Raw genomic sequence first — 21980 nt, 5'->3', positions numbered from 1 at the left:
GGACCCTTCTTTTCGCTTCTCCCGTACCGTTTCCAGGGGCCTGAAATCTTACCGATCGGGAAGATTCGAGCCCTCAGAGCCGGTTTCTTCCCGATCGGTTAGCTCCTACCGCTCGGGAGGATTCGGGAGCTGGGAGGCCAGTTCCTCCCGAGCGGTAGGATATGGCGTCAGCGCCATAAACGCGGATATGGCGTCAGCGCCATAAATCCCCGATCGCCGCCTCATCCTCCGGCGGCGTCTCGCGCCCGACGACGATCGTGAAGGACGGATCGAATTCCGGGTTCTCGAGCTGCATCCGCGCCGCCTTGCCGCGCCCGACCTGGGTGACGTAGCCGAGCGGATTCGAGACCACCCGTGTGCGGCCGATCTCGTAGTCGACGGATCGGTGGACGTGCCCGTGGATCCAGGCGGCTGGCTGCAGGTCGAGGATCAGGCTCTCCAGATCGGATGCATAGGCGGCGTCCAGCAGGCCGGTCACCTGGCCGCCACGCAGCGACCTCGGGCTCGGCGCGTGGTGGGTGACCACAACGACATTTGCAGGCTCGGCCGCTCTCGTAATCGTTTTTGCAGGCTCGTAATCGTTTTTGCAGGACGGATTTGCGACGTCGTCGTCGCCGCTGAAGGTTCCTGCGATCGGCTGAGCGTTTTTGCGCGCGAGCGGATTTGCAGGCCGGCCTTCATCTGCGAACTTTTCTGCACGCCCGCGAACGTTTTTGCAGGCCACGAGCGTATCCGCAGGGCCACCGCCCGGCACGAGCGAATCGGCAGCCGCACGAGCGCTTCGGCAGGACCGGGTGATCGCCTCGACCGCGGCCGCGTGCTCCCGAACGGCGTCGCTAGGCAGGAACGGCCGCGAGCCGGCGCCATGTCGAATCTTCCGGTGGTCGTTCATCCCCGACCTTCGATCCGAGGCTGCAAGCATCGCCGCCCGCTGGTCGCCGGTCAGCCGGAAGTCGGTCCAGAGCGTCGCGCCGACCACAAAAACGTCACCGATCTGAACGCTCTGCCCGCGCGCGAGCAGGCTGATCCCGGCGGATTCGAACGCGGCGACCGCCCGGTCGAGCTCCGCAGGAAAACGCTTGCCGTAATAGCAGTGGTTGCCCGGGGTGTAGACGACCGGCGCGCCGGCAATCGCGATGTTCTCGACCAGCCAGTCGAGCACCCGAGTTGAGAGCCGTTCGCTCACATCGCCGGCCACGATCACGGCGTCGCAGTCGCTCAAATCCAGCGGGACCGCGAGCCCGTCATTGGCGTCCACATGCAGGTCGGAAAACACGCGAAAGCGCAATTTAGTCAGCCTTATCAGTGGTTTAGGCTTGTATTTTCTTGACCTATCGAAAGGTCATGGGCAGGTCACCCGTAGATCAAGTCGCAAGCCGCAAGCTCGAAATGAGGGTGCGTCAGCGTGACTCAATGCATGCCGTCCCGAGGCTTGGCCCGGTAGCCGATGAGCAGGTCCATCGTCTCGACAAGCGTGAGCTGAAGTATCTCCCGGAGCGTGGTCACGTCGTGTTCGCCGGTGACGCAACGCCGTACGAGCTCGGCTTCGGTGGGCACAGCGAGCGGCGCCCTGAGCTCTGCGGCGTACCGGCGGAGCGGGGTCGACCATCGACGGGCGCCGGGGTCAGTCCACTGCTCGATCGCGGCGGCCGCGCGTTCGACGGCGTCCGGATCTCGGCTGTCGTAGAACGGCTCCACCACGGGCTTCTGCCCGGGCGCGCGACGGCCGGCTTCGTGTCGAATGCGCTCGATGTCGTTGACGACGTCGCCGAGGTCGCGCGGGCGATCAGACATCGACCACCAGGCCCCAGTCGAAGCTCGGGTTTTCGCCGGCGTAGCCCTTCGCGTTGCAGATGATGCGCGTGTCCCGCAGGCCGGAAAACATCGGCTTGATCGAGTAGTCGAGGCTGACGTGGGTGTGCCCGTGGTTCCAGAGCCGGGGCTGGCCGGCGTCGATCAGGGAACTCAAATCGCTGACGTAGCTCGGCGTGCTGGGGTGGCCACGCCATCTCTCCGCGACCGAGAGTGGGTGCGGAGCGTGGTGGGTCACGACGACTGTCGGGCCGTCGTGCTCGATCTCGAACGCGGACCGCAGCCAGGCGACGCTGGTCTCGTGAAGCTCCAGCGCGTCGGCGGCCGAGAACCGGCGCGCGATCTTCCCCGGCTCCGGCGCCTCCATCAAGATCTGGGCGTGATCGGGCAGACGCTCCGCGACCCGCATGGAACCCTCCTGGCGCGCCCGCTCGCCGAAGGCATAGAGCTTGTAGTCGGTCCAGAGGGTCGATCCGAGGAATCGGACGCCGTCGATCACGGTCTGGCTGTCGTCGAGCAGGTGCAGGTTCGGCACGCGATCGGCGTAGGTCCGGGCGTGCCGGCGGGCCTGGGGCAGTATCTCGCCGTAGAACTCGTGATTCCCGGCGACCCACACGACCGGCATCCGGCGCGTGATCGTCAACCAGAGCCAGTTCAGCGCGAAGCCGACGCCCTCCACGATGTCGCCGGCCACGACCGCGACGTCGGCGTCCACGCGCGGAGGCTGCCAGCCGGACTGCGCCGCGATCTTGGACAGGTGCAGGTCGGAGATCACCCAGAGCCTCATTCCCCCGGCCTCCAGAATTTAGGCCACTGAGCCGAGGCCTCGGGGTCCGCGACAACGGCGGGCCATCCGCCCGCCACGACGATAAGCGACAAGGCCTGCAACAGCTGCCACGCGCCCTCGTGATCGCCTGAAAGCCGGAGCCCGTTGATTTCCACAACGACCAAGAGCAGGTCGGGCTCCCTCATGGAGAGCAGGCGCGCGGATTCCTCGCGGCCGATGAACCCACGATCCGCGTTGGCGCGGGTCAGCAGCCCGATCACGACGACGGCGTCGCGCAGGGTCTTTGGCTCGAACGCGCTCATGATCTCGGAATCTCGGTCTCACGCCTCGCCTGCGAGCCCAACCGGACGGCGTCGAAAAACCCGATCGCGTACCCGGCGCCGACGCTGATGTGCGAGAAATTTCCGGCCGCCATTGTCCGGCCGTCGACCTCTCCGACAAGCGCCCATCCATCCAGCCGCGGGAATTGCTCAAGCATCAGTGCGACGGTTTCCGCCCAGGCGGTGCGCGCCTCCGAGCCGGCGGACCAGTAGACGAGCTCCCAGCCTCCGGCCGCGTCGATCCGGCCTCCGATTTCTCCGAGCCCAGCCAACGATAAAGCGATCGGGCTCGGCCGCGTCAGGATCGCGGTCGCGACAGGTCGGCTGATCCGGCCGGTCCGATGGGCCGTCGCGACGTCGGCGGCCAATGCGAGGATGAGCGCGTCAGAAGTCATTCGCCCCTCGCGATCTCGGCGTCGCGCAGGGTCTTTGGCATCGAACGCGCTCACGCCGGCCTCCCAAGCTCGTAGTCCAGCCCGCTAAGCCCGCGTGCTGTCTGGCCCTCAACGACGGCCACGATCATCACCTCATCCCCGTCGACCGAGCGCGGGTCGCCGTGGATTTTCCCGCCGACCATCGGCCAGCGGTGACCGGGCCGGCCAGGGCCGAAGAGCCTGCCGATCCACCAGCGGTCGAGTAGCGGTCGCATGGACATCCGCACGTGCATCGTGCGCCGAGCCATATCGACCTGTACCTCGATCCCATCAGGTGCAGGCTTGACCTTTTGAGCGTGTGCCGCACTCAGATCGGCGGCGAGCGCTTCCCAGGTGTTTCGGGCATGATCGGGCGCGGCGTCGAATACGGCCAGCCAGCCGCCGGCGTCGAGGAGCTCCAGCGCCAGCCGCTCCATACCCGCCGCTCGCACGTGTAGATCTGCGACGCCGGGCTCGCCGAGACGCTCCCGGATCTCGGCCTCATCCTCGAGACGAGAAACGATGCCGAGCAGTTCGATGACGTCCGCGCCGCGCCCGGCGATCCCGTTGGCGCGCGCTGGTTCGAGCAGGCCGTCTCGGTGAAGGCCGCGGAGCGCGATCGCGATGGAAACGATGAGGAGGGCTTGCTCCATCACGCGCGCCGCATCGCCATGTCACGCCCGTCGACGAGCACCTCAAGGGCGCGCCGCAGTCGCCGGATCGAACCGCCGTTCCATGCTCGTCTGAGCACCTGAAGCTCGTCCTGGGCCAGCTCGTCCAGCCATCGCCTGTCGAGGTCGCGCTCGGCCGCGATGTCGTCGAGGATGCCGCGCGCGAGATCTCCGACATGCGCCCAGGTCGGCTCTTCAACCCGGATGATCCGGAATCGATCGAGCAGCGGCCGCGGGACGTCATCGAGCTTGTTCGCCGTCGCGATCCAGGACACGCGCGATAGGTCCACCTCGATCTCGAGCGCGAGATCGCGGTAGCGCCGGGCGGTGGACGGCTCGAGAAAGGCCAGCAAGGCGTCCACGAGCGAGCCGTTGTGGGACGCCTGCGACTTCTCGACCTCGTCCAGCACGACCAGCGGATTCGCGACGCCTGAAGACCTGATCAGGTCCAGCGGCACGCTCGGCCGCGACGTCGACCACTGCGCGCTGGTCCCCATCATGCTGGCGTCCGCGATCCCGCCGGCCGCGTAGGTCGTGACCGGCAAGCCGATGACCTCGGCGATCGAGCGTGCGAGCGACGTCTTCCCGGCGCCTGCAGGGCCGACCAAGAGCGTCGGCCTGATCCAGGCGAGCTCGGACGCCGTCAGGTCGCGCAGGATCACGTCGATCGCGGCCGCGGCATGCGGCGCGCGGCGAACCAGGGCGCGGCGGTGGGCAGCCACATCCCCGCGGCGGACCAGCGGCAAGCGCCGGCCGGCGATCGCCGCGAAGGGCCGCCACAGACGATCGCCCGCGCCCGCCGGCTGCTTCGGGACGACCTGCAGGCCGGTCACGCGACTCTCGCGCAGGCGAGCCAACCCGCCCGGCGCGCGCACGATCTCGCCGCGGTCCTCCATGACCTCGTCGAGCAGGTCCGTCATCTCTCCGGGTTCGGGCCGGTTGCGGAGGATGCCCTCTTCGATGTCGCCCTCCGCCCGGCGCTCGGCGGAGATCCTCGACCATGCCGAGCGGAGGATGTTCTCGCCGGCGGTATGGAGGTCGCCCGGGGACTTCGGATGCCGCCCGCCCTGGACGATCATCCGGAACCGCAGGCCGGCCGCCATCGCGAGCAGGTGGTGTTGGTGGTGCTTACCGGTCAAAAGCATGATCGCGCCGATCAGCCGGGCGCGCGGCTCCAGGGCTCCGAAACCGGCCACGCAATAAAGGTCGCAACGAACCCGGCCCTCGTAGCGGATCTTCTCCTCGGCGGCGGCCGCCAGCGCCCCGACGCGCTCAAGCTCCCGTCCGGCCTCAGCGACGTTGGTCAGGCTGACCTCGCCCAGGAGTGCATGAAGGGCGCTCCCGAGATCGGCGCGGCCGCGCTCAGGCCGGCAGACGACCAGCGCGTTCAGCGTTGTGTGCGCCCACGAGCGGACGTCCTTCTCGAAGTCACCACTTCGGAACGGATGGCCGACGAGCAGGTCCGCAAGCGTCGGCAGGTCGCCGCACATGATCTCGGCGCTACGCGCGGCACGTTGGCGCGCGACCGAGACATCCTCGGCGCGAGGGGTAAAAGGCGGATTCTGGGAGGGCAAAGCTGGTCTCGCTCGAACCGTCCAGCGCGGACCATTCCAGCGGTGGACTCGACCACCTTAGGTGATCGACGGTAGCGATTTCAAGCTGAAGTTGCTTGGCTGGTTACCGGATCGTTCGTCCGAGGACCTCGACGTGCGCCTCGGCGAGATAGCTTGCGATCGCCTCGTCATGGACGCCGGCGTCGCGCATGCGCTGGACGAGCGCCCGAAGGACCGCGTCCGGGTAGGGGTTCACGATCGTGAAGATCTTCTCTTGCTGATCCTCGAGCCAGGCCTTCACCTCGGCCGGCATCGGCATTTCCTGCTTGTTCCAGCGCTGGCCGGTCCTCGTGTCGACGCCGAAGACGCGCGCGAGCCGGCCGCCAGCGCCTTCCGGAAAGACGATGTGCATGAGGACTTCGTGCTCGGTCAGCGCCAATAAAGAATCCCCCGCGCCGTGGTCAGCGCGAGGGTGAGCATACCCGTCGTGGTGCTGTGTCGTCACGCCGAGAGCGCTTCGATCGCCTCGGCCGCCGCCTTTCGGTTGGCGAGCACCTGAGCCGCGACCGCGTCGGTGTCCACCGTCATCGGATCCGCGGCCTCGACCTCGTCGCCGATCCGGCGATTGCGGGCGAGCAGGTCATTGAGGAGGGCGTTGGCTTCCGGCTTGCGGCCGAGCGGGGCCGCGAGAACGGCGGCGAAGAGGCGGCGGGAGACGGCGTCGGGCTTGGTCACTGGTCGATCCTCACGAGGATGAAGGGCATGGGGCTGAAGCAGGCGTTTCCGAAGAGCTCGGCCTCGGCTGCGGTGGGGAAGAACTCACGGACGAGCTCGACGTCTCCGTCGATGTCCAGGGCGACGGCCCAGGGGCGGCCGGTCACCAGCCGATCTCTGTGTCGAGATCGACCCGAGGAATCGGATACGGGAACGGTGGAATGACGCTCCTATCGGACGAAACGCACAGCCAGCGCGCCGCGAGATCCTGGGCCTCCTCGAGCGCTTCCTCTCCTGTGACGTCGGAGATATCGAGCGTGAGGCCGTCGTCTGAGAGGCGAGCCTCTACCCACTGATCCTCGAACGCACGCTTGGCGGCATCTATGGCTGCAACCATCCCGCCGACCTGCGCCAGCATTTCGACTGTCGCCTCCGGGTCTTCGTCGTCGGGGTTGTCGATCGCGCCGGTGAACTGCACCAGCGTGCGGGTCCAGCCGAGTGGATGGAAGTCGCCGCGGATAGGGTCGTAACCCTCGCCCAGCACGGCGACGAGCACGCGTTCAGCGAGCTCAGCGCGGAGCTGTCGGTCTTTGTCCGTGATGATGATGGTGTTCATTCTCTAGGCCTCCTGCCGTCGCGCCTCGGTCATCCGAGCGGGACAAGGCCATGATATGCATGCGCCCTCGAAAGCCGCAATAGGGCTGCGGTACGATCTCGCCGACCGATTCGAAGTTCCCGGCCGGGGGGTCGGCGGACCGCTGTTTTGGAAAAGAAGCACCCTTCTTTTCGCTTCTCTTGTACCGATAGTTTTGGCCTGCGGAGCCTGCTGGAACGCCCGATTTATGATGTCCGATAACTCAGGGTTATCGGACATGACGCCTTCTTGGGCGCAATGTTGACAATGCCTCTTCTTGAGTCAGGCCGCAGATAACCGTTGTGGCGGGTCGGGGCTTCCGGCAGAATCCAATTTTCAGCCTAGATATCCGCCTGGAATGGGGCAGAGCCCTTAGTGCCCGCCACGCCTCTCCTAGAAGCGCACCAGGCGGGCCGTTCGAACTGGACTGTGGGGCGCGCTCCGGCCGCGCGCGCCCTTTTCGGGGGTGGCGCAATTGGTAGCGCAGCGGGTTCTGAGCCCGAAGGTCGGAAGTTCGAGACTTTCACCCCGAGCCAACTTCCAGCGGCGGCGTGGAGAGCAGACACGTAGGTGAGCGGGCCGCGCAGCGCATCGCGCTCCCGCAAGCTGGCAGGGATGAGGGCCTTGATGCGACGCAGGCCGTTCCCTCTGCGATAGCCGGCCTAGCGACCGGCCCGCTGGTAGCCTTTCAGAGGAGGTCTCCGGTGCTCACCCAACGCCATCGCCCCCTGACGCGCTCGCAGGCAGCCAAGCAGGCCGCCGTCACCCGTGCCGAGACCGCCCGCCGCGAGGCGCGGAGCTTGCGCTACTGGTTGGGGGACATCATGGGCGTCCGGCGCTCCAAGGCCGAGATGGTCGCGTCGCGCAACGCTTTCGACCGCATGACCGGAGCGGCGGCCTGGGACGTCGAGCAGGCGATGGGCGTCGCCGTCTGTGATGGTTTCGCAGTGAAGGCTCCAGGCCCGCGCGGCGGCGCCGGATGGACGCTGACGCCGTCCGGGGAGCGGATGATCCGCAGGCGGCTTGACCTGCCGGCGCGCGAATCCAGGTGACCAGGAGCGCCCTTGGGCGTTTCCTCCCCAGGACTGGGTCGTCGGTGGTGGCGCCGGCGGCCCTTTTTCGTTGAGATCGAGGGACTACCGGAGGGCCGCGATCGAGGGCGCCAGTTCCTCGGCCACCCTCAAGAATGGCGTCAACGCGTCCTTCACCCCGATCGCTTCCGCAATGTCCCAGATCTCGTTCAGATCCGCGCCGCTGCGCACATAGTCCGCCAGCGCCTTGGCGGCGGTCTCCTCGCCAAGCTTCCCTCGATAGCGGATGAGGTCGACGACGGTCCGCGCCGGCGACGTGAAGCGAACGTCGACGCCGGCGATCTGGACGGTGTTCACACCGACCTCCAAGAGTTCGGCCGGCCACCACACGAGGCGATGGGGCTGACGGATGCTGGGCGCCGCCATATTGCCGTTTCTTCCGCGATCGACCGCATACCAGATCTCTGGCGGATCCTCGTCGGACAGGCCATGGAACTGCGCCGCGGATCCGAGGCAGACGACGCCCTGCAAGAGCAGGGAGGTCGCGGCCAGGCTGATGCCAGTGGTCGCAAGGCCTTCGGCGCTTACGTAGACGCCCCGGGCGTATTGAATGATCCGACCGGCGTCGGCGGCGCGCTTGATCGCCATCCGCGACAACCCGGCTGCAGCCAGATCGGCGGATCGATGCAGCCTGTTGTCTGCGAAGATAGCGTCGATAGCGGGTGGAGGGCTCATGCGAGCAGCCTATCCGCGCAGCCCGCATGTTACAATGAAGTAGCAAAATCTCAGTTTTGCTACCTGAACGTAACATCCCCGGCCGCCGGTTTTCGAAACGTCCAAGTAGCAAAATCCGATTCGAGCTACTTCGCTGTTTCGTAACCCCCTTCCCGATTCGGACGCCGGCGAGAACGCCTAGCGAACCTCCGTGGGGACTTCGTGGGGACTTTCTGCACCGAAACACCCCACAAGAGGCCTTTTGGCCGCCTTACGTTCCCCTAGCCCCCACGCCGCATGAGGCGGCCAGAGGCCAGAAAAACGTTCAATTTTCAGGGCTGGAAGGCTGGAGCGGGTACCGGGAATCGAACCCGGGTATTCAGCTTGGAAGGCTGCTGCTCTACCATTGAGCTACACCCGCGCGACGCTGAAGAGGTTGGTGGAGGGGGTTGGATTCGAACCAACGTAGGCTGAGCCAACGGATTTACAGTCCGTCCCCTTTAACCACTCGGGCACCCCTCCACGCCGGCCCGCGCGAAGCGGGCCATGCGAAGGGCCTCGCAGCCCGTCGCGGGGCTCGCTTTAGCGGGGCGCGGGCTCAAAGGTCAACCGGAAAGCGTCGGCTTGCCCGCGGCCAGGCCGAGCCGCCGGCGCTCCGGCTTCCCCGTCGGCGGGAATCCGCGCGAGACAGGGAGCGGCCGGACCGGCTATGCGCGTCAGGCGCGACGAGTCGCGCAGCGCCCCACCCGACACGGCGCAGGAGAACGCCATGCGCCCGCCCCGCAAATCGCGTCCGCAGGACGCCCCGTCCTGGAAACGCCGCGCCGAAGAGCGCGCCGTCCACCCGCGTGACCATGACGGGCCGGTCGTGCTCTACGGTCTCCACAGCGTCGTCGAGGCGCTCAGGAATCCGCGCCGCACGCCGATCCGCCTGCTCGCGACGGAGAACGCCGCCGCACGGCTCGCCGAGGCCGGCGTCGGGGACCGAATCGTCCCGGAGATCGTGCGTCCCAGCGCGATCGACCGGCTGCTCACGCCCGACGCGGTGCATCAGGGGCTCTATCTTGAGGCCGAGGCGCTCGAGATTCCGACGCTGGCGACGATCCCGGCCGACGGCCTCGTGCTCGTGCTCGACCAGATCACCGACCCGCACAATGTCGGCGCGATCGTGCGCACGGCGGCCGCCTATGCGGTCGACGCCATCGTCACGACGGCGCGCCACAGTCCGGAGGCGACCGGCGTCCTCGCCAAGGCCGCGAGCGGCGGGCTCGAGCACGCCCCGCTCGTGCTCGTGCAGAACCTCGCCCGTGCGCTGCAACAGCTTGGCGAACGCGGATTTTTCCGCGTCGGGCTCGATTCGGAAGGACCCGCGTCGCTCGACGAGACCGCGCTCGACGGACGGGGACTCGCCCTGGTGCTCGGCGCCGAGGGCAAGGGCCTGCGCCAGCTCACCCGCGAGACCTGCGACGCGCTCGCCCGCCTCGACATGCCAGGCGCGATCAAGAGCCTAAACGTCTCGAACGCCGCGGCGATCGCGCTTCATGTGGCGCGCCGCGCGCGACGCTCCTAGCGCGGCGGGAACTGGTTGATGCGCGTCGGCGCGTCCGTCCTCACCGTCGGGCCGGTCTGCGGGACGACGGGCCCGGGGCGCCTCAGCGCCCCTGCCCGGCCGAAGGCGTCGTAGGTGTCCGGCCGCCCGGGCACGTTGAGTCTCCGTCCGCGGCCATCGTAGCGGAGCGGCTCCGGCCTGTTCGGCGCGGGCTGAAGCCGGGGCGCGGTCACAATCTCCGGAGCGCGGCGCCCGCGCCGCCACTCCCGGTCGGCCTTGCCGGCCGGCCGCGTGACCGTTCCGGGGCTGAGATCCGGCGGTTCCGCGATGCTTGTGCCGGGCCGCTTTTCAGCTGCCGCGACTCCCTGAGACGCCAGCATCATAAAAGCTAAAAGCGCTATAGACGAACGTCGCATCCGGTGGCCAGTCGACGAGTCATTACAACAACTTGTATCTAAGAGCTGCGACATTCTGCGCCAGGTCTGGAGGGGGTTAGAGGCAGGCCAAGGCGGACGGTCCAAGGGCCGCTGCTCATCCTTGTCACACGCCCCTGATTCTGAGCCTCGACGCCGACTGATCGAGCAGTCGACTGACGCGGGCGCATCGCGTCTTTCGGGGAGATGGGGCCGGCCGGCGAGCGCGCCAGGGCTGATCCTAAACATCAACAGCCGCCGCACGAACGGCGGCACGGCCGCCGGGCGCCGGGAACGCCTTGCGGACGCTAAGAAGACCGAGGTGACGCCCATGTCCGTCGCAGCCACCGCCGATATGTCCGAACGGACACGGCCGATGACGCGTGAGGAGAAGAAGGTCATTCTGGCCTCCTCGCTCGGCACCATCTTCGAATGGTACGACTTCTACCTCTACGGCACGCTCGCCGTGATCATCGGCAAGCAGTTCTTCTCGGCCTTTCCGCCGGCCACGCAGGCGATCTTCGCGCTCCTCGCCTTCGCGGCGGGCTTCCTTGTGCGGCCCTTCGGCGCCCTGGTGTTCGGGCGTCTCGGCGATCTCGTCGGCCGCAAATACACCTTCCTGATCACCATCGTGATCATGGGCGCCTCGACCTTCCTGGTCGGCCTGCTGCCGAGCTACGCCGCGATCGGCTGGGTCGCGCCGGTCGCGCTCATCGCGTTGCGCATGCTTCAGGGCCTCGCGCTCGGCGGCGAATATGGCGGCGCGGCGGTCTATGTCGCCGAGCATGCGCCCCGCGGCCGCCGCGGCTTCTACACGTCCTGGATCCAGACCACCGCGACGCTCGGCCTGCTGCTGTCCCTCGCGGTCATCGTCAGCTTGCGCCTGTGGATGGGCGAACAGGCGTTCGCGACCGACTTCCAACTGCCCTTCGGGCTGCAGGGCGGCTGGCGCATCCCGTTCCTCGCCTCGATCCTCCTGCTCGCGATCTCGGTCTATATCCGGCTGCAGATGAACGAGTCGCCGGCCTTCGTGAAGATGAAGGAAGAGGGCACGCGCTCGAAGGCGCCGCTGTCCGAGGCCTTCGGCCAGTGGAAGAACTCCAGGATCGTGCTGATCGCGCTGTTCGGCCTCGTCGTCGGCCAGGCAGTCGTCTGGTACACGGGCCAGTTCTACGCGCTGTTCTTCCTGCAGAGCATCCTGAAGATCGACCTGCTGACCGCCAACGTGCTGATCGCCTGGTCGCTGATCCTCGGCACCGGCGGTTTCCTGTTCTTCGGCGCGTTGTCGGACAGGATCGGCCGCAAGCCGATCATCCTCGGCGGCTGCCTGGTCGCGGCGATCACCTACTTCCCGTTGTTCGGAGCGCTCACCTCGATCGCCAACCCGAAATATGAGCGGGCGCTCGATACGGTGAAGATCGAGGTCGTGGCGGATCCGGCGAACTGCGGCAATCTGTTCGACCCGGTCGGCATCCGCAAGTTCACCGAGCCCTGCGACATCGCCCGCCGGACGCTGTCCCAGCAGGCGCTGCGCTACACCAAGGTGGACGCGCCGGCCGGCTCGCCGATGAAGGTCACGGTCAACGGCGCCGAGGTTCCGTTCGACGCCGCCGCCTTCGCCAAGACCATCGGCGACGCGGCGGTCGCGGCCGGCTACCCGGCGGCCGCCGATCCCGAGAAGGTCAAGGTGACGAGCTTCTTCGGCGCGCTCGGCAACATGCAGTCGCTGAAGATCATCGCGATCCTCACCGTCATGGTGCTCTACGTCACGGCGGTCTACGGGCCGATCGCGGCGGCACTGGTCGAGTTCTTCCCGACTCGCATCCGCTACACCGCGATGTCGCTGCCCTATCACATCGGCAATGGCTGGTTCGGCGGGCTGCTTCCGGCGACGTCCTTCGCGATCGTGGCCTCGACCGGCGACATCTACGCCGGCCTCTGGTACCCGATCGGCTTCGCGCTGCTGACGGTCGTGATCGGCCTGATCTTCGTCCGAGAGACAAAGGACCGCGACCTCAACACCTACGAGAACGCCTGATCGCCCGACGATCAGTTCCACGAAATGCGGCCCCGCGGATTCCGCGGGGCCGTTTCGTTTTCGGCCATTGACGACGGCGGCAGTCTGCGGGATCAGGAGCGCAAAACGCCTCGCCGCGTTAGCTCAGCTGGTAGAGCACCTGATTTGTAATCAGGGGGCCGGGGGTTCGAGCCCCTCACGCGGCACCAAGAACTTCTTGGCTTTGCGCCCTGCCCTTCATACGCATTCCGACAAGACCTTACGGGTCTATTCCGACAAACCGCCCTGTTTCGTTCGGCGGGCGAGGCGTTTCCGCGCTCCGGCGCGCCGCTGGCCGCTGGTCACGCTGATGCCGGCGGCCCCGTGGCGCTGCCCCAGCTCGCGCAGTGACGATACTTCGATTTTGGTAGGTCGATCGTCGAAAGGCGCCGTCGTGCGAGACCACTGTTGATGCGAAGGTCACAGGACGCCGCCCTCGGCCGGCGGCGTTTGCCGGAGACCTCGGACAGGAACCGGCTCACTGAGGGGCCGGCCGCGCGCAAGCGACCCCAACGGTCGGTCCCCTCACCCCTCCTTTGGGCACGCACTGCGAAGGTTCAAAACGCACCTTGCGCTACCGGGGCCGGAGCGGGGCCTGGTGCTGCCAGTCGGCCCACGACCTGCGCTGGGTTCATGTTCTCGCCGAACCCGTCCGGCCATTCGCGAACGATCGAGATCGACGACGCGCCGCCCGCCCGTCCGCCCGTCCGCCCGTCCGCCCGTCCGCCCGATGTTCGGCATGCAGGACATAGCCGCCGATTGCAAAACTCATGACGGGTGCAGGGCTCGCGGCTAGTTCATTGATCAGACCCGCGGCAGAACCCGTGTCAGGTTGAATGGAAGTAAGCCTTTGAACACTAGTTCATGACTGCGCATCTTAACTAAGGCTGCGATGGACATTAACAGTTTTTAAATGATTGTATTGCTCGCAAGCCTCTCTGGCGCTAGTCTTCGAGCTCCGTACCACCTTCGTGCTCAGCCCCCCCGAGGCGGCTTGGCGTTGCGCCTGGCCGCAGGGTGTCGAGAGCTAAAGCACGGTAGTGGCTCGAGCACCCAAGAAGGTTGGAGGTACTTTCATGGCACTGCTGACCGTGTACTCGACGCAGCACCATATCGATGGCGCAGAAGAGGGAGATCAAGCTCATTTCGACGCGAGCGTATCAGATCTTTCAAAAGAGAGTCGTGGATTCCTGGGCTTAGGTGCTTGGAATACTTCTGTTATGCGCATCTATGTTCAGTCTGGCTTATGGTACGCTTGGCAGGACGCCAATCACGAAGGACTGTTTTGGCCATTGGAGGCAGGTTACAATAATAATTTTCCTCCGGGGGAAGTATCGTCACTGGAATTGAGACGGCCCTGAACGGAGCGATCAGCCAACCGGAATTCCCTTGATCTCGCCGCCGAACGGCCCGACGCCGCGGAACATGTCGACGTCCAGCGACGCGAGGTTCGTGGCGATGATCGCATGCATGACGAAGTGCGGATCGGCGAGCGAAACGCCGGCGTTTCTCTGCCGCCCGATAGGCTGATCGCACAAGCTCGTTTGTGAGGACCACGGGCCCGCCGACTTTGGCCGGTGCGACCGTGCCGCGGTCGAACGCCATGGAGGTGACGGGCGTTGGTTGCCCTTGCCCATCCATCCGACCGGCGTCCCGGCCGTCGTCATGGCCATCGGCGTGTTGAACGGCCCGGGCCTGACGCCCTGAAGGCGACCGATTGCGGTGAGCGCCCGGAACTCGGACAGGGAGGTTTCAGCAAGCGGCTTGAGATCGACAAGGGCGGAGCCCCATTTACCGGCGCTCACGCCGCCGGCCACCATTGTGGCTTTCTGCACGACGCCGCGATACTTGGCGTCGGGCCATTGCGCGCTGAAGACTGATGCGAGCCCCCGTTTATGCTGCCGCAGCCGTTGCGGCAGATAGCCCTCGTCGCCGCGATGTGGACGGCGGCGAGGAAGCTCACCGCAAGGCCGTCGTATCAAGATCGTCAAGGGGCCGGCTCCTCATCCGTTTGAGTGTGGACGGTGTCAGGAACCGTGATTACGGTCGATGAGCCGCTGAACAGGCAAATGGTCCGGCGGTCTCAAAAGGGCATCGTGACTCTCCAGATGAGCGCTCATTTACGAGCCGGCGCCGAGGGACAACGCCATGTCGAAGGTTACGTACGCTGATCTCGCCGATGCGGGCGACACCAATTTGGGGATCTATGCGCCGAGATTCATGTTCGGGAGCGGGCTGCTCCGCGACGGCGCTTTCGACGCGTTCCGCCTGACCGGGTCGGAGGGCGTCGAGCTGTTCTTCGGCGGCGAGGGCTTCACATACAACGAGAAGGAGCAGCCTCTGACGGGGACCGCGACGTCCTGCGAAATCCGCGTGGACGGCGAGACGCTGGCGACCATCACGGACTTCACCGCTTCAGCCAAGCAGCTTCGTGGCCTGAACACTTTCGAAGAGTTTTTCGAGATCATCGGCAAGTTCGCGGCGGATGGATCGGCGGGCGAAGACGTCATTCTCGGCTTCAACGGTAACGACACGCTGCGCGGACGCGAAAGTTCGGACACTCTCATCGGCGCCGCGGGCAATGATAAAATGTTCGGCGGCGCCGACGACGACGCGATGTACTTCGGACAGGGTCGAGACAGCCTCGACGGAGGAGACGGACAGGATATCGCCGCCTTTGCGTCGACCATCTTCGGGGTTGGCAAGATCGTCGACCTGGAACTGGACCTGCGGAAGTCCGGCTTCCAGTCGATCGAAGGCGGCGGGAGCGTCAAGTTCTACACGGTCGAAGGCATAGTGGCCGGAGGCGGCGACGATAAGCTGACGGGCGACCAGTTCGGAAACGTTCTCGGCGGCGGCGAGGGAAGCGACACGCTGCTGGGCGGCGCGGGCGACGACACGATTTCCGGCGGCGGCGGGGCGGACGTCCTGCAAGGCGGCGAAGGCTTCGACACGCTCATCATGGGGTCTTTCAGCGGAAAGGGCGTGAATGTCTCGCTCGCCAATCCGGGATCCCAGAACACGGGCGAAGGCAAGGACCGGATCAGCGGCTTCGAGAATCTGGTCGGGACGTTCGGCGACGACAAGCTCACCGGGGACGCGCAGGCGAACCGGATCGAAGGCGAAGACGGGGACGACACCATCACGGGCGGCGGCGGCCTGGACAGCTTGCTCGGCGGCGGCGGCGCCGACCGCTTCGTGTTCAACGCCAAGAGCCTTGGCGTCGACAACAAGGCCGAGATCCTGGACTTCGAGGTGTCCCTCGGCGACCTCATCGACGTTTCGGGGATCGACGCCAACACGCTTGAGGACGCCAATCAGGCGTTCAGCTTCATCGGAACGGGCGCGTTCACCAGCGTCGCGGGTCAGCTGCGCTGGTCCTATCTCGGCGGAGATCCGAACGCGGACATCTCCATCGAGGGCGACACCAACGGTGACGGCGCGGCGGATCTGTTCATCCAGCTTCGGGCTCCGGTCGGCGCTCTGGCGGCGGAAGATTTCGTCCTCTAGCGACGGGCCATGTGCGCGCGGAAGGACATCCTCGTCAGTTGCGCCGCAGCGCCCATTTCGCGGCGCCCGCGGCCGTCCGGAAATCCTCGAAAGCCCGGGCGGTCATGTCGGGGAAACTTTCCTCGATCAGCCGGGTCATCGCGCGCCCCGGACCGAGCTCGATCACGGCGGTGGCGCCATATTCGAAGACGCATTCCAGGCATCGCCTGAAATCCAGCCGTTGGTGAAGCTGCAGCGCCAAAAAGTGCGCGGCCTCCTCCTTGTCGCGGATCGCGCGGCCGTCGACGCCCGACAGCACCGGAACGCTCGGCGCGCGCCAGCCCGACATCCTGACGGCTTCCGCGAAGCGCGGCGCGGCGTCTTCGAGCAGCGGCGTATGGGAGGCGATCTGAACCGAGAGCCGCCGCAGGTGACGGACTCGGCCGGCGGCTGCGGTCTCGAACCGGTCAAGCGCCTCCGTCGCTCCGCCCACCACGACGTGATCCGCGCCATTGACGATCGCGACGAAAACGCCGGTCTCCTGCGCAAGCTGCTCGACCTGCGCGAGCGCGAGCCCGATGGTCGCCAGCATCCCTTGGACCGCCGCGCCTTCGCAGGCGGCGTCCATAGCGTCGCCTCGGGCCGCCATGAGGTCGAGCGTGGCGCCGACGTCGAGCGCCCCGGCGCAGCCATGCGCCGCGATCTCGCCGGCGCTGTAGCCTGCGAAGACCGCGGCCTCCACGCCGTGAGCCGCAAGCTCCGCATGGGCCGCGAGCGCATGTCCGGCGACGAGGATCTGCGCGGTGCGGTTCGCGGCCAGCGCCCCTGGCGCGAGATCGAGCGGGCCGTCGAGGACGGAAAGGCCGGTGAGCGCCGCCACATGCTCAAGCACGGGCCGCGCGGCTTGCATCCGCGCGAGCGTCGCGAACATGTCCGGATGCTGGCCGCCTTGCCCGGAACAGACGACCGCCAGCGTCACGCGCAGGGCTCCGGCCCCTCGAACGCGGCGAGGAACACGGTCGCGGCGAGAAGGTCGGCGGCTCCGCCCGGGCTCATCCGCGCCGCCGTGAAGGCGCGGTGCACGGCTTCCGCCCGCTCCCGGCCGCCCGGCGCCGATGCGCCGCCGCGCGCGAGGACGTCGAGCGCGAGTTCCTGCGCTCGGCGCAACGCTTCGGGACCGCCGCGGTAGAGCAGGTTGTTGTCCTCGAGGACCGCGACGATCGCGAAGAACGCGTCCACCATCGCGTCGTTGAGTGATGCGCCGGCCGCGCGCTTCGCCCGATAAGCCGGCAAAGCATGGCCGATCACCGTCGGAAAGCCCTCCGCCGCCTCTTCCCGCGCGCCCGGCGCGCCATATCGGGCGCGGACCCTGGCGCCGTGGCTCGCCTCGCGCTCCGCGGCGCCGGCCATGCGGATCTCGGCGCCCCAATGGTCGGCGACCAGCCGGCAGACCCGGGCCGCCTCGTGATTTTCGTCAACCGCCGCCCGGCCGGCCGCCGCAGCCAGCAGGCCAAGCGAGAAGACGGCGCCGCGATGGGTGTTGATCCCATGGGTCGCCGCGAACATCCGCGCTTCGGCCCGGCGGCCGATCGCGTTCAGCTCCCGGAAGGAGGATCTCTCGGCGCCCGCGTCCGCCATCTCGCCAAAATAGCCTTCGAGCGCCGCGATGCTGCGACGGAACGTCGAGGCGTCCATGTCCGAATGGCTGCCGCTGTCCACGAGGCTGACGAGGCCGGGCTTCGGGTAGCAGACGAGCTCGCGCATCAGCGCCTCGACCGCCAGCGCGTCGATCCGGGCGGCCTCGCCCGCCGACAGGCCTCGCGTGCGAAGCGCGAACGGGCTCACGCGACGGAACCGGCCCGCACGCGCGCCGCGATGTCGGCCGCCGCGCTCCGGCCGCCGCGCTGCTTGCCGAGCGCGCGGCGCGGGTCGTCGCCGTCGAGCGGCCGCGACAGCGCCTCTCGGAAATGCGCCCTGAGGTCGCCGTCCCAGACGCCCTCCAGCCCGCCGACGCGGATGAAGTTCTCGACGCCTGGCCCGAGCACGGGGTTCCGGGCCGAAAGCTCGGTCAGTCGCTCGAGCGGGATCTTGGTGACGCGCGCCATCGCGGCCGGGGCCATCACCCTGACCTCGGCGCCCGGAAGCGCGTAGCAGAGATCGGTGGCGAGTCCCGTGGCCATGAAGCCGCCCGAGACCGCAAGGTCGTGCACCAGGCCGATCACGCGGTGTCCGCGGCGCCGCGCGGCGTCGAGGCAGCGGGTGAGATGGGCGATGCAGCCATTGTTGGCCATCAGCTCGTCGCGCCGGCTGAGGCGATGGCCGGAATTGTCCACGATCACGAGGATCGGCCGGCCCGGCTCGTCATGCATCGCGTCCAGCGTCGCGCGGGCGAGCCGAAGCGCGACCTCGGCCCCGATCACGGCGCGGTCGGACGTGCCGATGACGGTGACGTTCCGCCCCTCGAAGCGCGCCACGCCTGCGAGTGTCGCGCCTTCCCGAACGATATCATCGCGTTCGCCGAACAGCCCGGCCAGCACGCGGTCGACGGTCGACGTCTCGCTCATCGGCGCTCCCCCGACAGCGCGCCGAGCAGCGCGTTGAACCGGTCGGCGGGCAGCGACGGCACCGAGGCCGGGTCGTTGACCCCGAGTCGCGCCCAGACGTCCGTTCCGTCGGCGCAGTCCCAGAACCGCTCGAGCCTTCGCGACAGCATGGCGTGCTCGGCCTCGAGCGCGTCGAGGTCGAGCGGACGCGAACGGCCGACGAAGCGGAGGATCGCGTCCCGGAACTCGTCCATGTCGTCGGCCACCAGCGCGTCGATCTCGCCGATCAGCCGGCGGTGTTTGGCCCCCATCGTCCGCCAGACCAGCGCCCGGTCCTGCGAGTCGAACTCCTCGATGCCCTCGACGGTCTCGATGACCTCCGGGCCGGAGATCGACAGGCGGCCTTCCTCGCTCGCGACGATCCAGTCGCAGGAGCGCGCGACGATCGACATGCCGCCATAGCAGCCGTTCTTGCCGCCGATCGCGACGATGACCGGCACGCCCGTATGGCGGGCCGAGAGCGCAGCGCGCTGGATCTCGCCCATCGCCACGAGGCCGGCGTTCGCCTCGTGCAGACGCACGCCCCCGGTGTCGAGCAGCAGCACGACGGCCTCGGGCCTGGTGTCGACGGCGCGCTCGAGCAGCCCTGTGATCTTGGCGCCGTGCACCTCGCCGACCGCGCCGCCCATGAAGCCGCCCTCCTGGGCGGCGATCAGGACCTTGCGGCCGTCCATCGTCCCTTCGCCGACTACGACGCCGTCGTCGAAGGCGACTGGAAGCCCGAGCGCCGGCAGATGTGGGGAGGTGACGCGTTCCGCCGGCCCGCAGAATTCGCGGAACGATCCGGCGTCGACCAACCCCCGCACGCGCTTGCGGGCGGTCGCCTCATAGAAGCTGTGGCGCGCGACCCTCACGAGGCCGGGTCCTTGATCTCCGCGGCCGCCTGATCGAGCCTGAGGCTCACCACCGCCGGCGTCGCCCCGCCATCATTGATCGACACTCTCACGTCTCCGAGGGCGTGGCGGGCGAAGAAGTCGGCTAGCACCTGCCGCCAGGTGTCGCCATAGCCGCGCACGGAGGTGTCGACGATTGCGGCGCAGCGGCCGCCAAGCTCGGCGGTCTCGATCAGCACTTCGAGGTTGCCGGAGCCCACGACGCCCACGAGCGCCGACGCGCCGTCGGGCCTCGGGCCGGCTCCTTCGTACGAATATTCGAGATGCTCCATCTCAACGCTCGCTTTGATTATGCAGCAGGCGCGCCGCCGCTGCGTGCTTCGAGACGGCCCTTCGGGCCTCCTCAGCATCAGGAAGGTTCGGGTCTGGCATCCTCAGCCCCTCCTCACGCTGAGGAGCCTGCGTCAGCACGCGTCTCGAAGCACGCAGGCCGTTTCCCCAATCCGCCATCACCAGTTCCGGAAGCGGGAGGGCGGGTCGTAGAGGCCGCCCGACCAGGCGACCAGATCCTTGATCGAGCGCGCCGCCAGCAGGTCGCGCGTCGCGAGCCGCTTGTCGACGCCGATGTCCTCGGCGTACTGCACCGCGCCCTTCTCGCGCAGCCTCGCGACCATTTCGCGGTCCCGCGCGAGGCCGACCGGCGTGTAGCCCGCGACGCCGCGGATCGCCTGCTCGCGCTCCTCCAGCGTGTCGCACAGCAGGAGGTTCGCGATCCCCTCTTCGGTGACGAGGTGGGTGAGGTCGTCGCCATAGACCATCACGGGCGGCAGCGGCATGTCGAAGGTCTTCTGCAGCTCCCAGGCGTCGAGCCGCTCCACGAAGGTCGGCGACATGCCGTCGCCGAAGGTCTCGACCATCTGGACCACGAGCTTGCGGCCGCGCGGCATGGCGCCCTCGCGCCTCTGCTCGGCGCCGGCCTTAAGCCAGGGCTCGCTGCCGTGCCGGCGGCCGCGCGACTCCGACCCGAAATTTGGCGCGCCGCCGAAGCCAGTGATGCGCGACAGCGTCGCGGTCGAGGAGTTGCCCTCGAGGTCGATCTGCAGCGTCGAGCCGATGAACAGGTCGGCATAGTGGCCCGCGAGCTGGCAGAAGATGCGGTTCGACCGCATCGTGCCGTCGCGGCCGATGAAGAACACGTCGGAGCGCGCGGCCGTATAGGCCTCCATGCCGAGCTCCGAGCCCGCGCAATGGATGCCCTCGACGAAGCCGCTCTCGATCGCCGGAATGAGGGTCGGGCAAGGGTTCACGGACATGTAGCGGCAGATCTTGCCCTTGAGGCCGAGGTCCTCGGCGTAGGTCGGCAGGATCAGCTCGATCGCCGCGGTGTCGAAGCCGATGCCGTGGTTCAGCCGCGCGACGCCGTATTTCTCGTAGATCCCGCGCACGACCATCATGGCCATCAACACCTGGACCTCGGTGATGACCGCGGGGTCACGGGTGAAGATCGGCTCGATGTAATGCGGCTTCGGGGCCTCGACGACGAAGCTCACCCAGTCGCCCGGCACGTCCACCCGGGGAACGCGGTCGACCAGCCGGTTGACCTGGGCGATCAGCACGCCGGACTTGAAGGCGGTCGCCTCCACGATGGCCGGCGTGTCCTCGGTGTTGGGGCCGGTGTAGAGGTTGCCGTCGGCGTCCGCGGCGTCGGCCGCCACGAAGCTCACATGCGGGGTGAGGTCGCAGAAGTAGCGGCTGTAGAGCTCGAGATAGGTGTGGATCGCCCCGACCTCGATCTTCCCCTCGGCCACGAGCCGCGCCATCCGCAGCCCCTGCGGGCCGGCGTAGCAGAAGTCGAGGCGCCGGGCCGTGCCGCGCTCGAACACGTCGAGATGCGGCGGCAGCGCGAGGTTGGACTGCACGATGTGAAGGTCGTGGATCGTCTCCGTCGAGGTCTTCGCCAACGAGGCGGCCAGGAAGTCCGCGTGCTTCTGGTTGTTGCCCTCGATGCAGACGCGGTCATGCGGCTCGATCACGGCCTCGAGGAACGGGACGATGTCGCCCGCCCGGACGGTCTTGCCCGTCGCGAAGGCGGCGCCGCGCGCGAGCCGGGTGCGATAGCTGCGCTCGAGCGTGTCCCAGGCGCGCGCGCCGTCGGCCTTCTCCAGCATCACCGCGTCCTCATTCGATGACTTCCACGGTTCGGGCCGGCTCGCGGTCTTTTCCGCGGCCTCTCGCCCAGGCGAGGGCGTCGGAGATCGGGCCCCAGAACAGCAGGATCGCGGAGAGGACGACGAGGGTTGTGACGAGGCCGTTGGCCCAGAACACGCTGAGCGACCCGCCGGAGCCGAGCAGCGCCTGGCGGAAGGCGTCCTCGGCGCGGTCGCCCAG

The 21980-nt window shown here is 67.6% G+C and carries 25 protein-coding genes, 4 tRNA genes and 1 pseudogene; 7 read left to right on the top strand and 23 right to left on the bottom strand.

The genetic code is table 11. The features are described from left to right. Positions 1-193: 193 nt before the first annotated feature. The 11 genes from EK403_RS17615 to EK403_RS17570 all read right to left on the bottom strand — a co-directional run bounded on the left by EK403_RS17615 (position 194) and on the right by EK403_RS17570 (position 6886). A complete protein-coding gene (locus tag EK403_RS17615; protein ID WP_128778778.1) occupies positions 194-1288 on the bottom strand; it encodes a metallophosphoesterase in 1095 nt (364 codons plus the stop codon). A 122-nt stretch (positions 1289-1410) separates the two neighbouring features. Continuing rightward, positions 1411-1794: a hypothetical protein gene (locus EK403_RS17610; protein ID WP_128778777.1), complete on the bottom strand. Its 384-nt coding sequence runs from the start codon at positions 1792-1794 to the stop codon at positions 1411-1413. After that, positions 1787-2599 (bottom strand): metallophosphoesterase, encoded by an 813-nt coding sequence (locus EK403_RS17605; RefSeq protein ID WP_128778776.1) that lies wholly within the window; start codon positions 2597-2599, stop codon positions 1787-1789. The genes EK403_RS17610 and EK403_RS17605 overlap by 8 nt, the downstream gene beginning before the upstream one ends. Next, a complete protein-coding gene (locus tag EK403_RS17600) occupies positions 2596-2901 on the bottom strand; it encodes a hypothetical protein (RefSeq protein WP_128778775.1) in 306 nt (101 codons plus the stop codon). Before EK403_RS17600 ends, EK403_RS17605 begins: the two co-directional genes overlap by 4 nt. Continuing rightward, positions 2898-3314: a hypothetical protein gene (locus tag EK403_RS17595; RefSeq protein WP_128778774.1), complete on the bottom strand. Its 417-nt coding sequence runs from the start codon at positions 3312-3314 to the stop codon at positions 2898-2900. The genes EK403_RS17600 and EK403_RS17595 overlap by 4 nt, the downstream gene beginning before the upstream one ends. Positions 3315-3364: 50 nt before the next feature. Further along, positions 3365-3985, bottom strand: a complete 621-nt coding sequence (locus EK403_RS17590; protein WP_128778773.1) for a hypothetical protein — start codon at positions 3983-3985, stop codon at positions 3365-3367. Then, the gene (locus EK403_RS17585; RefSeq protein ID WP_128778772.1) at positions 3985-5493 is read right to left on the bottom strand and encodes an AAA family ATPase; all 1509 of its coding nucleotides are present in this window, start codon (positions 5491-5493) and stop codon (positions 3985-3987) included. The genes EK403_RS17590 and EK403_RS17585 overlap by 1 nt, the downstream gene beginning before the upstream one ends. Positions 5494-5680: 187 nt before the next feature. Beyond that, positions 5681-5995 (bottom strand): hypothetical protein, encoded by a 315-nt coding sequence (locus tag EK403_RS17580; RefSeq protein ID WP_128778771.1) that lies wholly within the window; start codon positions 5993-5995, stop codon positions 5681-5683. A 62-nt stretch (positions 5996-6057) separates the two neighbouring features. After that, entirely contained in the window at positions 6058-6291 is a 234-nt protein-coding gene (locus EK403_RS17575) for a hypothetical protein (RefSeq protein ID WP_128778770.1), read from the bottom strand. Beyond that, positions 6288-6437: a hypothetical protein gene (locus EK403_RS22505; protein ID WP_164919661.1), complete on the bottom strand. Its 150-nt coding sequence runs from the start codon at positions 6435-6437 to the stop codon at positions 6288-6290. Before EK403_RS22505 ends, EK403_RS17575 begins: the two co-directional genes overlap by 4 nt. Further along, positions 6434-6886, bottom strand: a complete 453-nt coding sequence (locus EK403_RS17570) for a hypothetical protein (protein WP_128778769.1) — start codon at positions 6884-6886, stop codon at positions 6434-6436. Before EK403_RS17570 ends, EK403_RS22505 begins: the two co-directional genes overlap by 4 nt. A gap of 478 nt (positions 6887-7364) precedes the next feature. Here EK403_RS17570 and EK403_RS17565 point away from each other — a divergent pair. Together EK403_RS17565 and EK403_RS17560 are read left to right on the top strand one after the other, a co-directional pair. Further along, a tRNA-Gln gene (locus EK403_RS17565) sits at positions 7365-7440 on the top strand. Positions 7441-7608: 168 nt separating this feature from the next. Further along, positions 7609-7956, top strand: coding sequence for a hypothetical protein (locus EK403_RS17560; protein WP_128778768.1), 348 nt, complete (start codon positions 7609-7611; stop codon positions 7954-7956). A gap of 84 nt (positions 7957-8040) precedes the next feature. On the opposite strand, the gene EK403_RS17555 is transcribed toward EK403_RS17560, so the two are convergent. From EK403_RS17555 to EK403_RS17545, 3 genes are all read right to left on the bottom strand, one after another. After that, entirely contained in the window at positions 8041-8670 is a 630-nt protein-coding gene (locus EK403_RS17555) for a type IV toxin-antitoxin system AbiEi family antitoxin domain-containing protein (protein ID WP_128778767.1), read from the bottom strand. Positions 8671-8996: 326 nt separating this feature from the next. After that, positions 8997-9070, bottom strand: a tRNA-Gly gene (locus EK403_RS17550). A gap of 16 nt (positions 9071-9086) precedes the next feature. After that, positions 9087-9171: transfer RNA gene (locus tag EK403_RS17545), tRNA-Tyr, on the bottom strand. A 247-nt stretch (positions 9172-9418) separates the two neighbouring features. On the opposite strand from EK403_RS17545, the gene EK403_RS17540 reads away from it, so the two are divergent. After that, on the top strand, positions 9419-10219 hold the full coding sequence (locus tag EK403_RS17540) for a TrmH family RNA methyltransferase (protein ID WP_128778766.1): 801 nt from the start codon (positions 9419-9421) through the stop codon (positions 10217-10219). Here the strand turns inward: EK403_RS17540 and EK403_RS22500 are convergent. Then, positions 10216-10353, bottom strand: a complete 138-nt coding sequence (locus EK403_RS22500) for a hypothetical protein (RefSeq protein ID WP_164919660.1) — start codon at positions 10351-10353, stop codon at positions 10216-10218. The two genes, EK403_RS17540 and EK403_RS22500, sit on opposite strands and share 4 nt — an antisense overlap. A 589-nt stretch (positions 10354-10942) precedes the next feature. Here EK403_RS22500 and EK403_RS17535 point away from each other — a divergent pair. The 3 genes from EK403_RS17535 (at position 10943) to EK403_RS17525 (ending at position 14028) form a co-directional block, all read left to right on the top strand. Next, positions 10943-12649, top strand: coding sequence for an MFS transporter (locus tag EK403_RS17535; protein WP_245479768.1), 1707 nt, complete (start codon positions 10943-10945; stop codon positions 12647-12649). Positions 12650-12761: 112 nt separating this feature from the next. Then, positions 12762-12837 (top strand) — tRNA-Thr (locus EK403_RS17530). 906 nt (positions 12838-13743) lie between these two features. Further along, the gene (locus EK403_RS17525; RefSeq protein WP_128778765.1) at positions 13744-14028 is read left to right on the top strand and encodes a hypothetical protein; all 285 of its coding nucleotides are present in this window, start codon (positions 13744-13746) and stop codon (positions 14026-14028) included. A 9-nt stretch (positions 14029-14037) separates the two neighbouring features. Here the strand turns inward: EK403_RS17525 and EK403_RS17520 are convergent, their stop codons facing one another. Next, positions 14038-14658 carry a hypothetical protein gene (locus tag EK403_RS17520; RefSeq protein WP_128778764.1) on the bottom strand — a complete coding sequence of 207 codons (621 nt, stop codon included), beginning with the start codon at positions 14656-14658 and terminating at the stop codon, positions 14038-14040. A gap of 157 nt (positions 14659-14815) precedes the next feature. On the opposite strand from EK403_RS17520, the gene EK403_RS17515 reads away from it, so the two are divergent. Then, positions 14816-16177 carry a calcium-binding protein gene (locus tag EK403_RS17515; protein WP_128778763.1) on the top strand — a complete coding sequence of 454 codons (1362 nt, stop codon included), beginning with the start codon at positions 14816-14818 and terminating at the stop codon, positions 16175-16177. A gap of 34 nt (positions 16178-16211) precedes the next feature. Here EK403_RS17515 and EK403_RS17510 read toward each other — a convergent pair whose 3' ends face one another. From EK403_RS17510 to EK403_RS17480, 7 genes and pseudogenes are all read right to left on the bottom strand, one after another. Next, entirely contained in the window at positions 16212-17135 is a 924-nt protein-coding gene (locus EK403_RS17510; protein ID WP_128778762.1) for an acyltransferase domain-containing protein, read from the bottom strand. Then, on the bottom strand, positions 17132-18001 hold the full coding sequence (gene mdcB, locus EK403_RS17505) for a triphosphoribosyl-dephospho-CoA synthase MdcB (RefSeq protein ID WP_128778761.1): 870 nt from the start codon (positions 17999-18001) through the stop codon (positions 17132-17134). The genes EK403_RS17510 and mdcB overlap by 4 nt, the downstream gene beginning before the upstream one ends. Then, entirely contained in the window at positions 17998-18720 is a 723-nt protein-coding gene (locus tag EK403_RS17500) for a biotin-independent malonate decarboxylase subunit gamma (protein ID WP_128778760.1), read from the bottom strand. The genes mdcB and EK403_RS17500 overlap by 4 nt, the downstream gene beginning before the upstream one ends. Continuing rightward, positions 18717-19613 carry a biotin-independent malonate decarboxylase subunit beta gene (locus EK403_RS17495; protein WP_128778759.1) on the bottom strand — a complete coding sequence of 299 codons (897 nt, stop codon included), beginning with the start codon at positions 19611-19613 and terminating at the stop codon, positions 18717-18719. Before EK403_RS17495 ends, EK403_RS17500 begins: the two co-directional genes overlap by 4 nt. Next, positions 19610-19924 carry a malonate decarboxylase acyl carrier protein gene (gene mdcC, locus EK403_RS17490; RefSeq protein ID WP_128778758.1) on the bottom strand — a complete coding sequence of 105 codons (315 nt, stop codon included), beginning with the start codon at positions 19922-19924 and terminating at the stop codon, positions 19610-19612. The genes EK403_RS17495 and mdcC overlap by 4 nt, the downstream gene beginning before the upstream one ends. A 177-nt stretch (positions 19925-20101) precedes the next feature. Then, positions 20102-21760, bottom strand: a complete 1659-nt coding sequence (mdcA, locus tag EK403_RS17485; RefSeq protein ID WP_128778757.1) for a malonate decarboxylase subunit alpha — start codon at positions 21758-21760, stop codon at positions 20102-20104. A gap of 10 nt (positions 21761-21770) precedes the next feature. Further along, positions 21771-21980, bottom strand: a pseudogene (locus EK403_RS17480) (tripartite tricarboxylate transporter permease); the annotation flags it as partial.

This window comes from Hansschlegelia zhihuaiae, assembly GCF_004103825.1.
Classification (GTDB): Bacteria; Pseudomonadota; Alphaproteobacteria; order Rhizobiales; family Methylopilaceae; genus Methylopila; species Methylopila zhihuaiae.
This window is presented reverse-complemented; position numbering and strand designations above follow the sequence as displayed.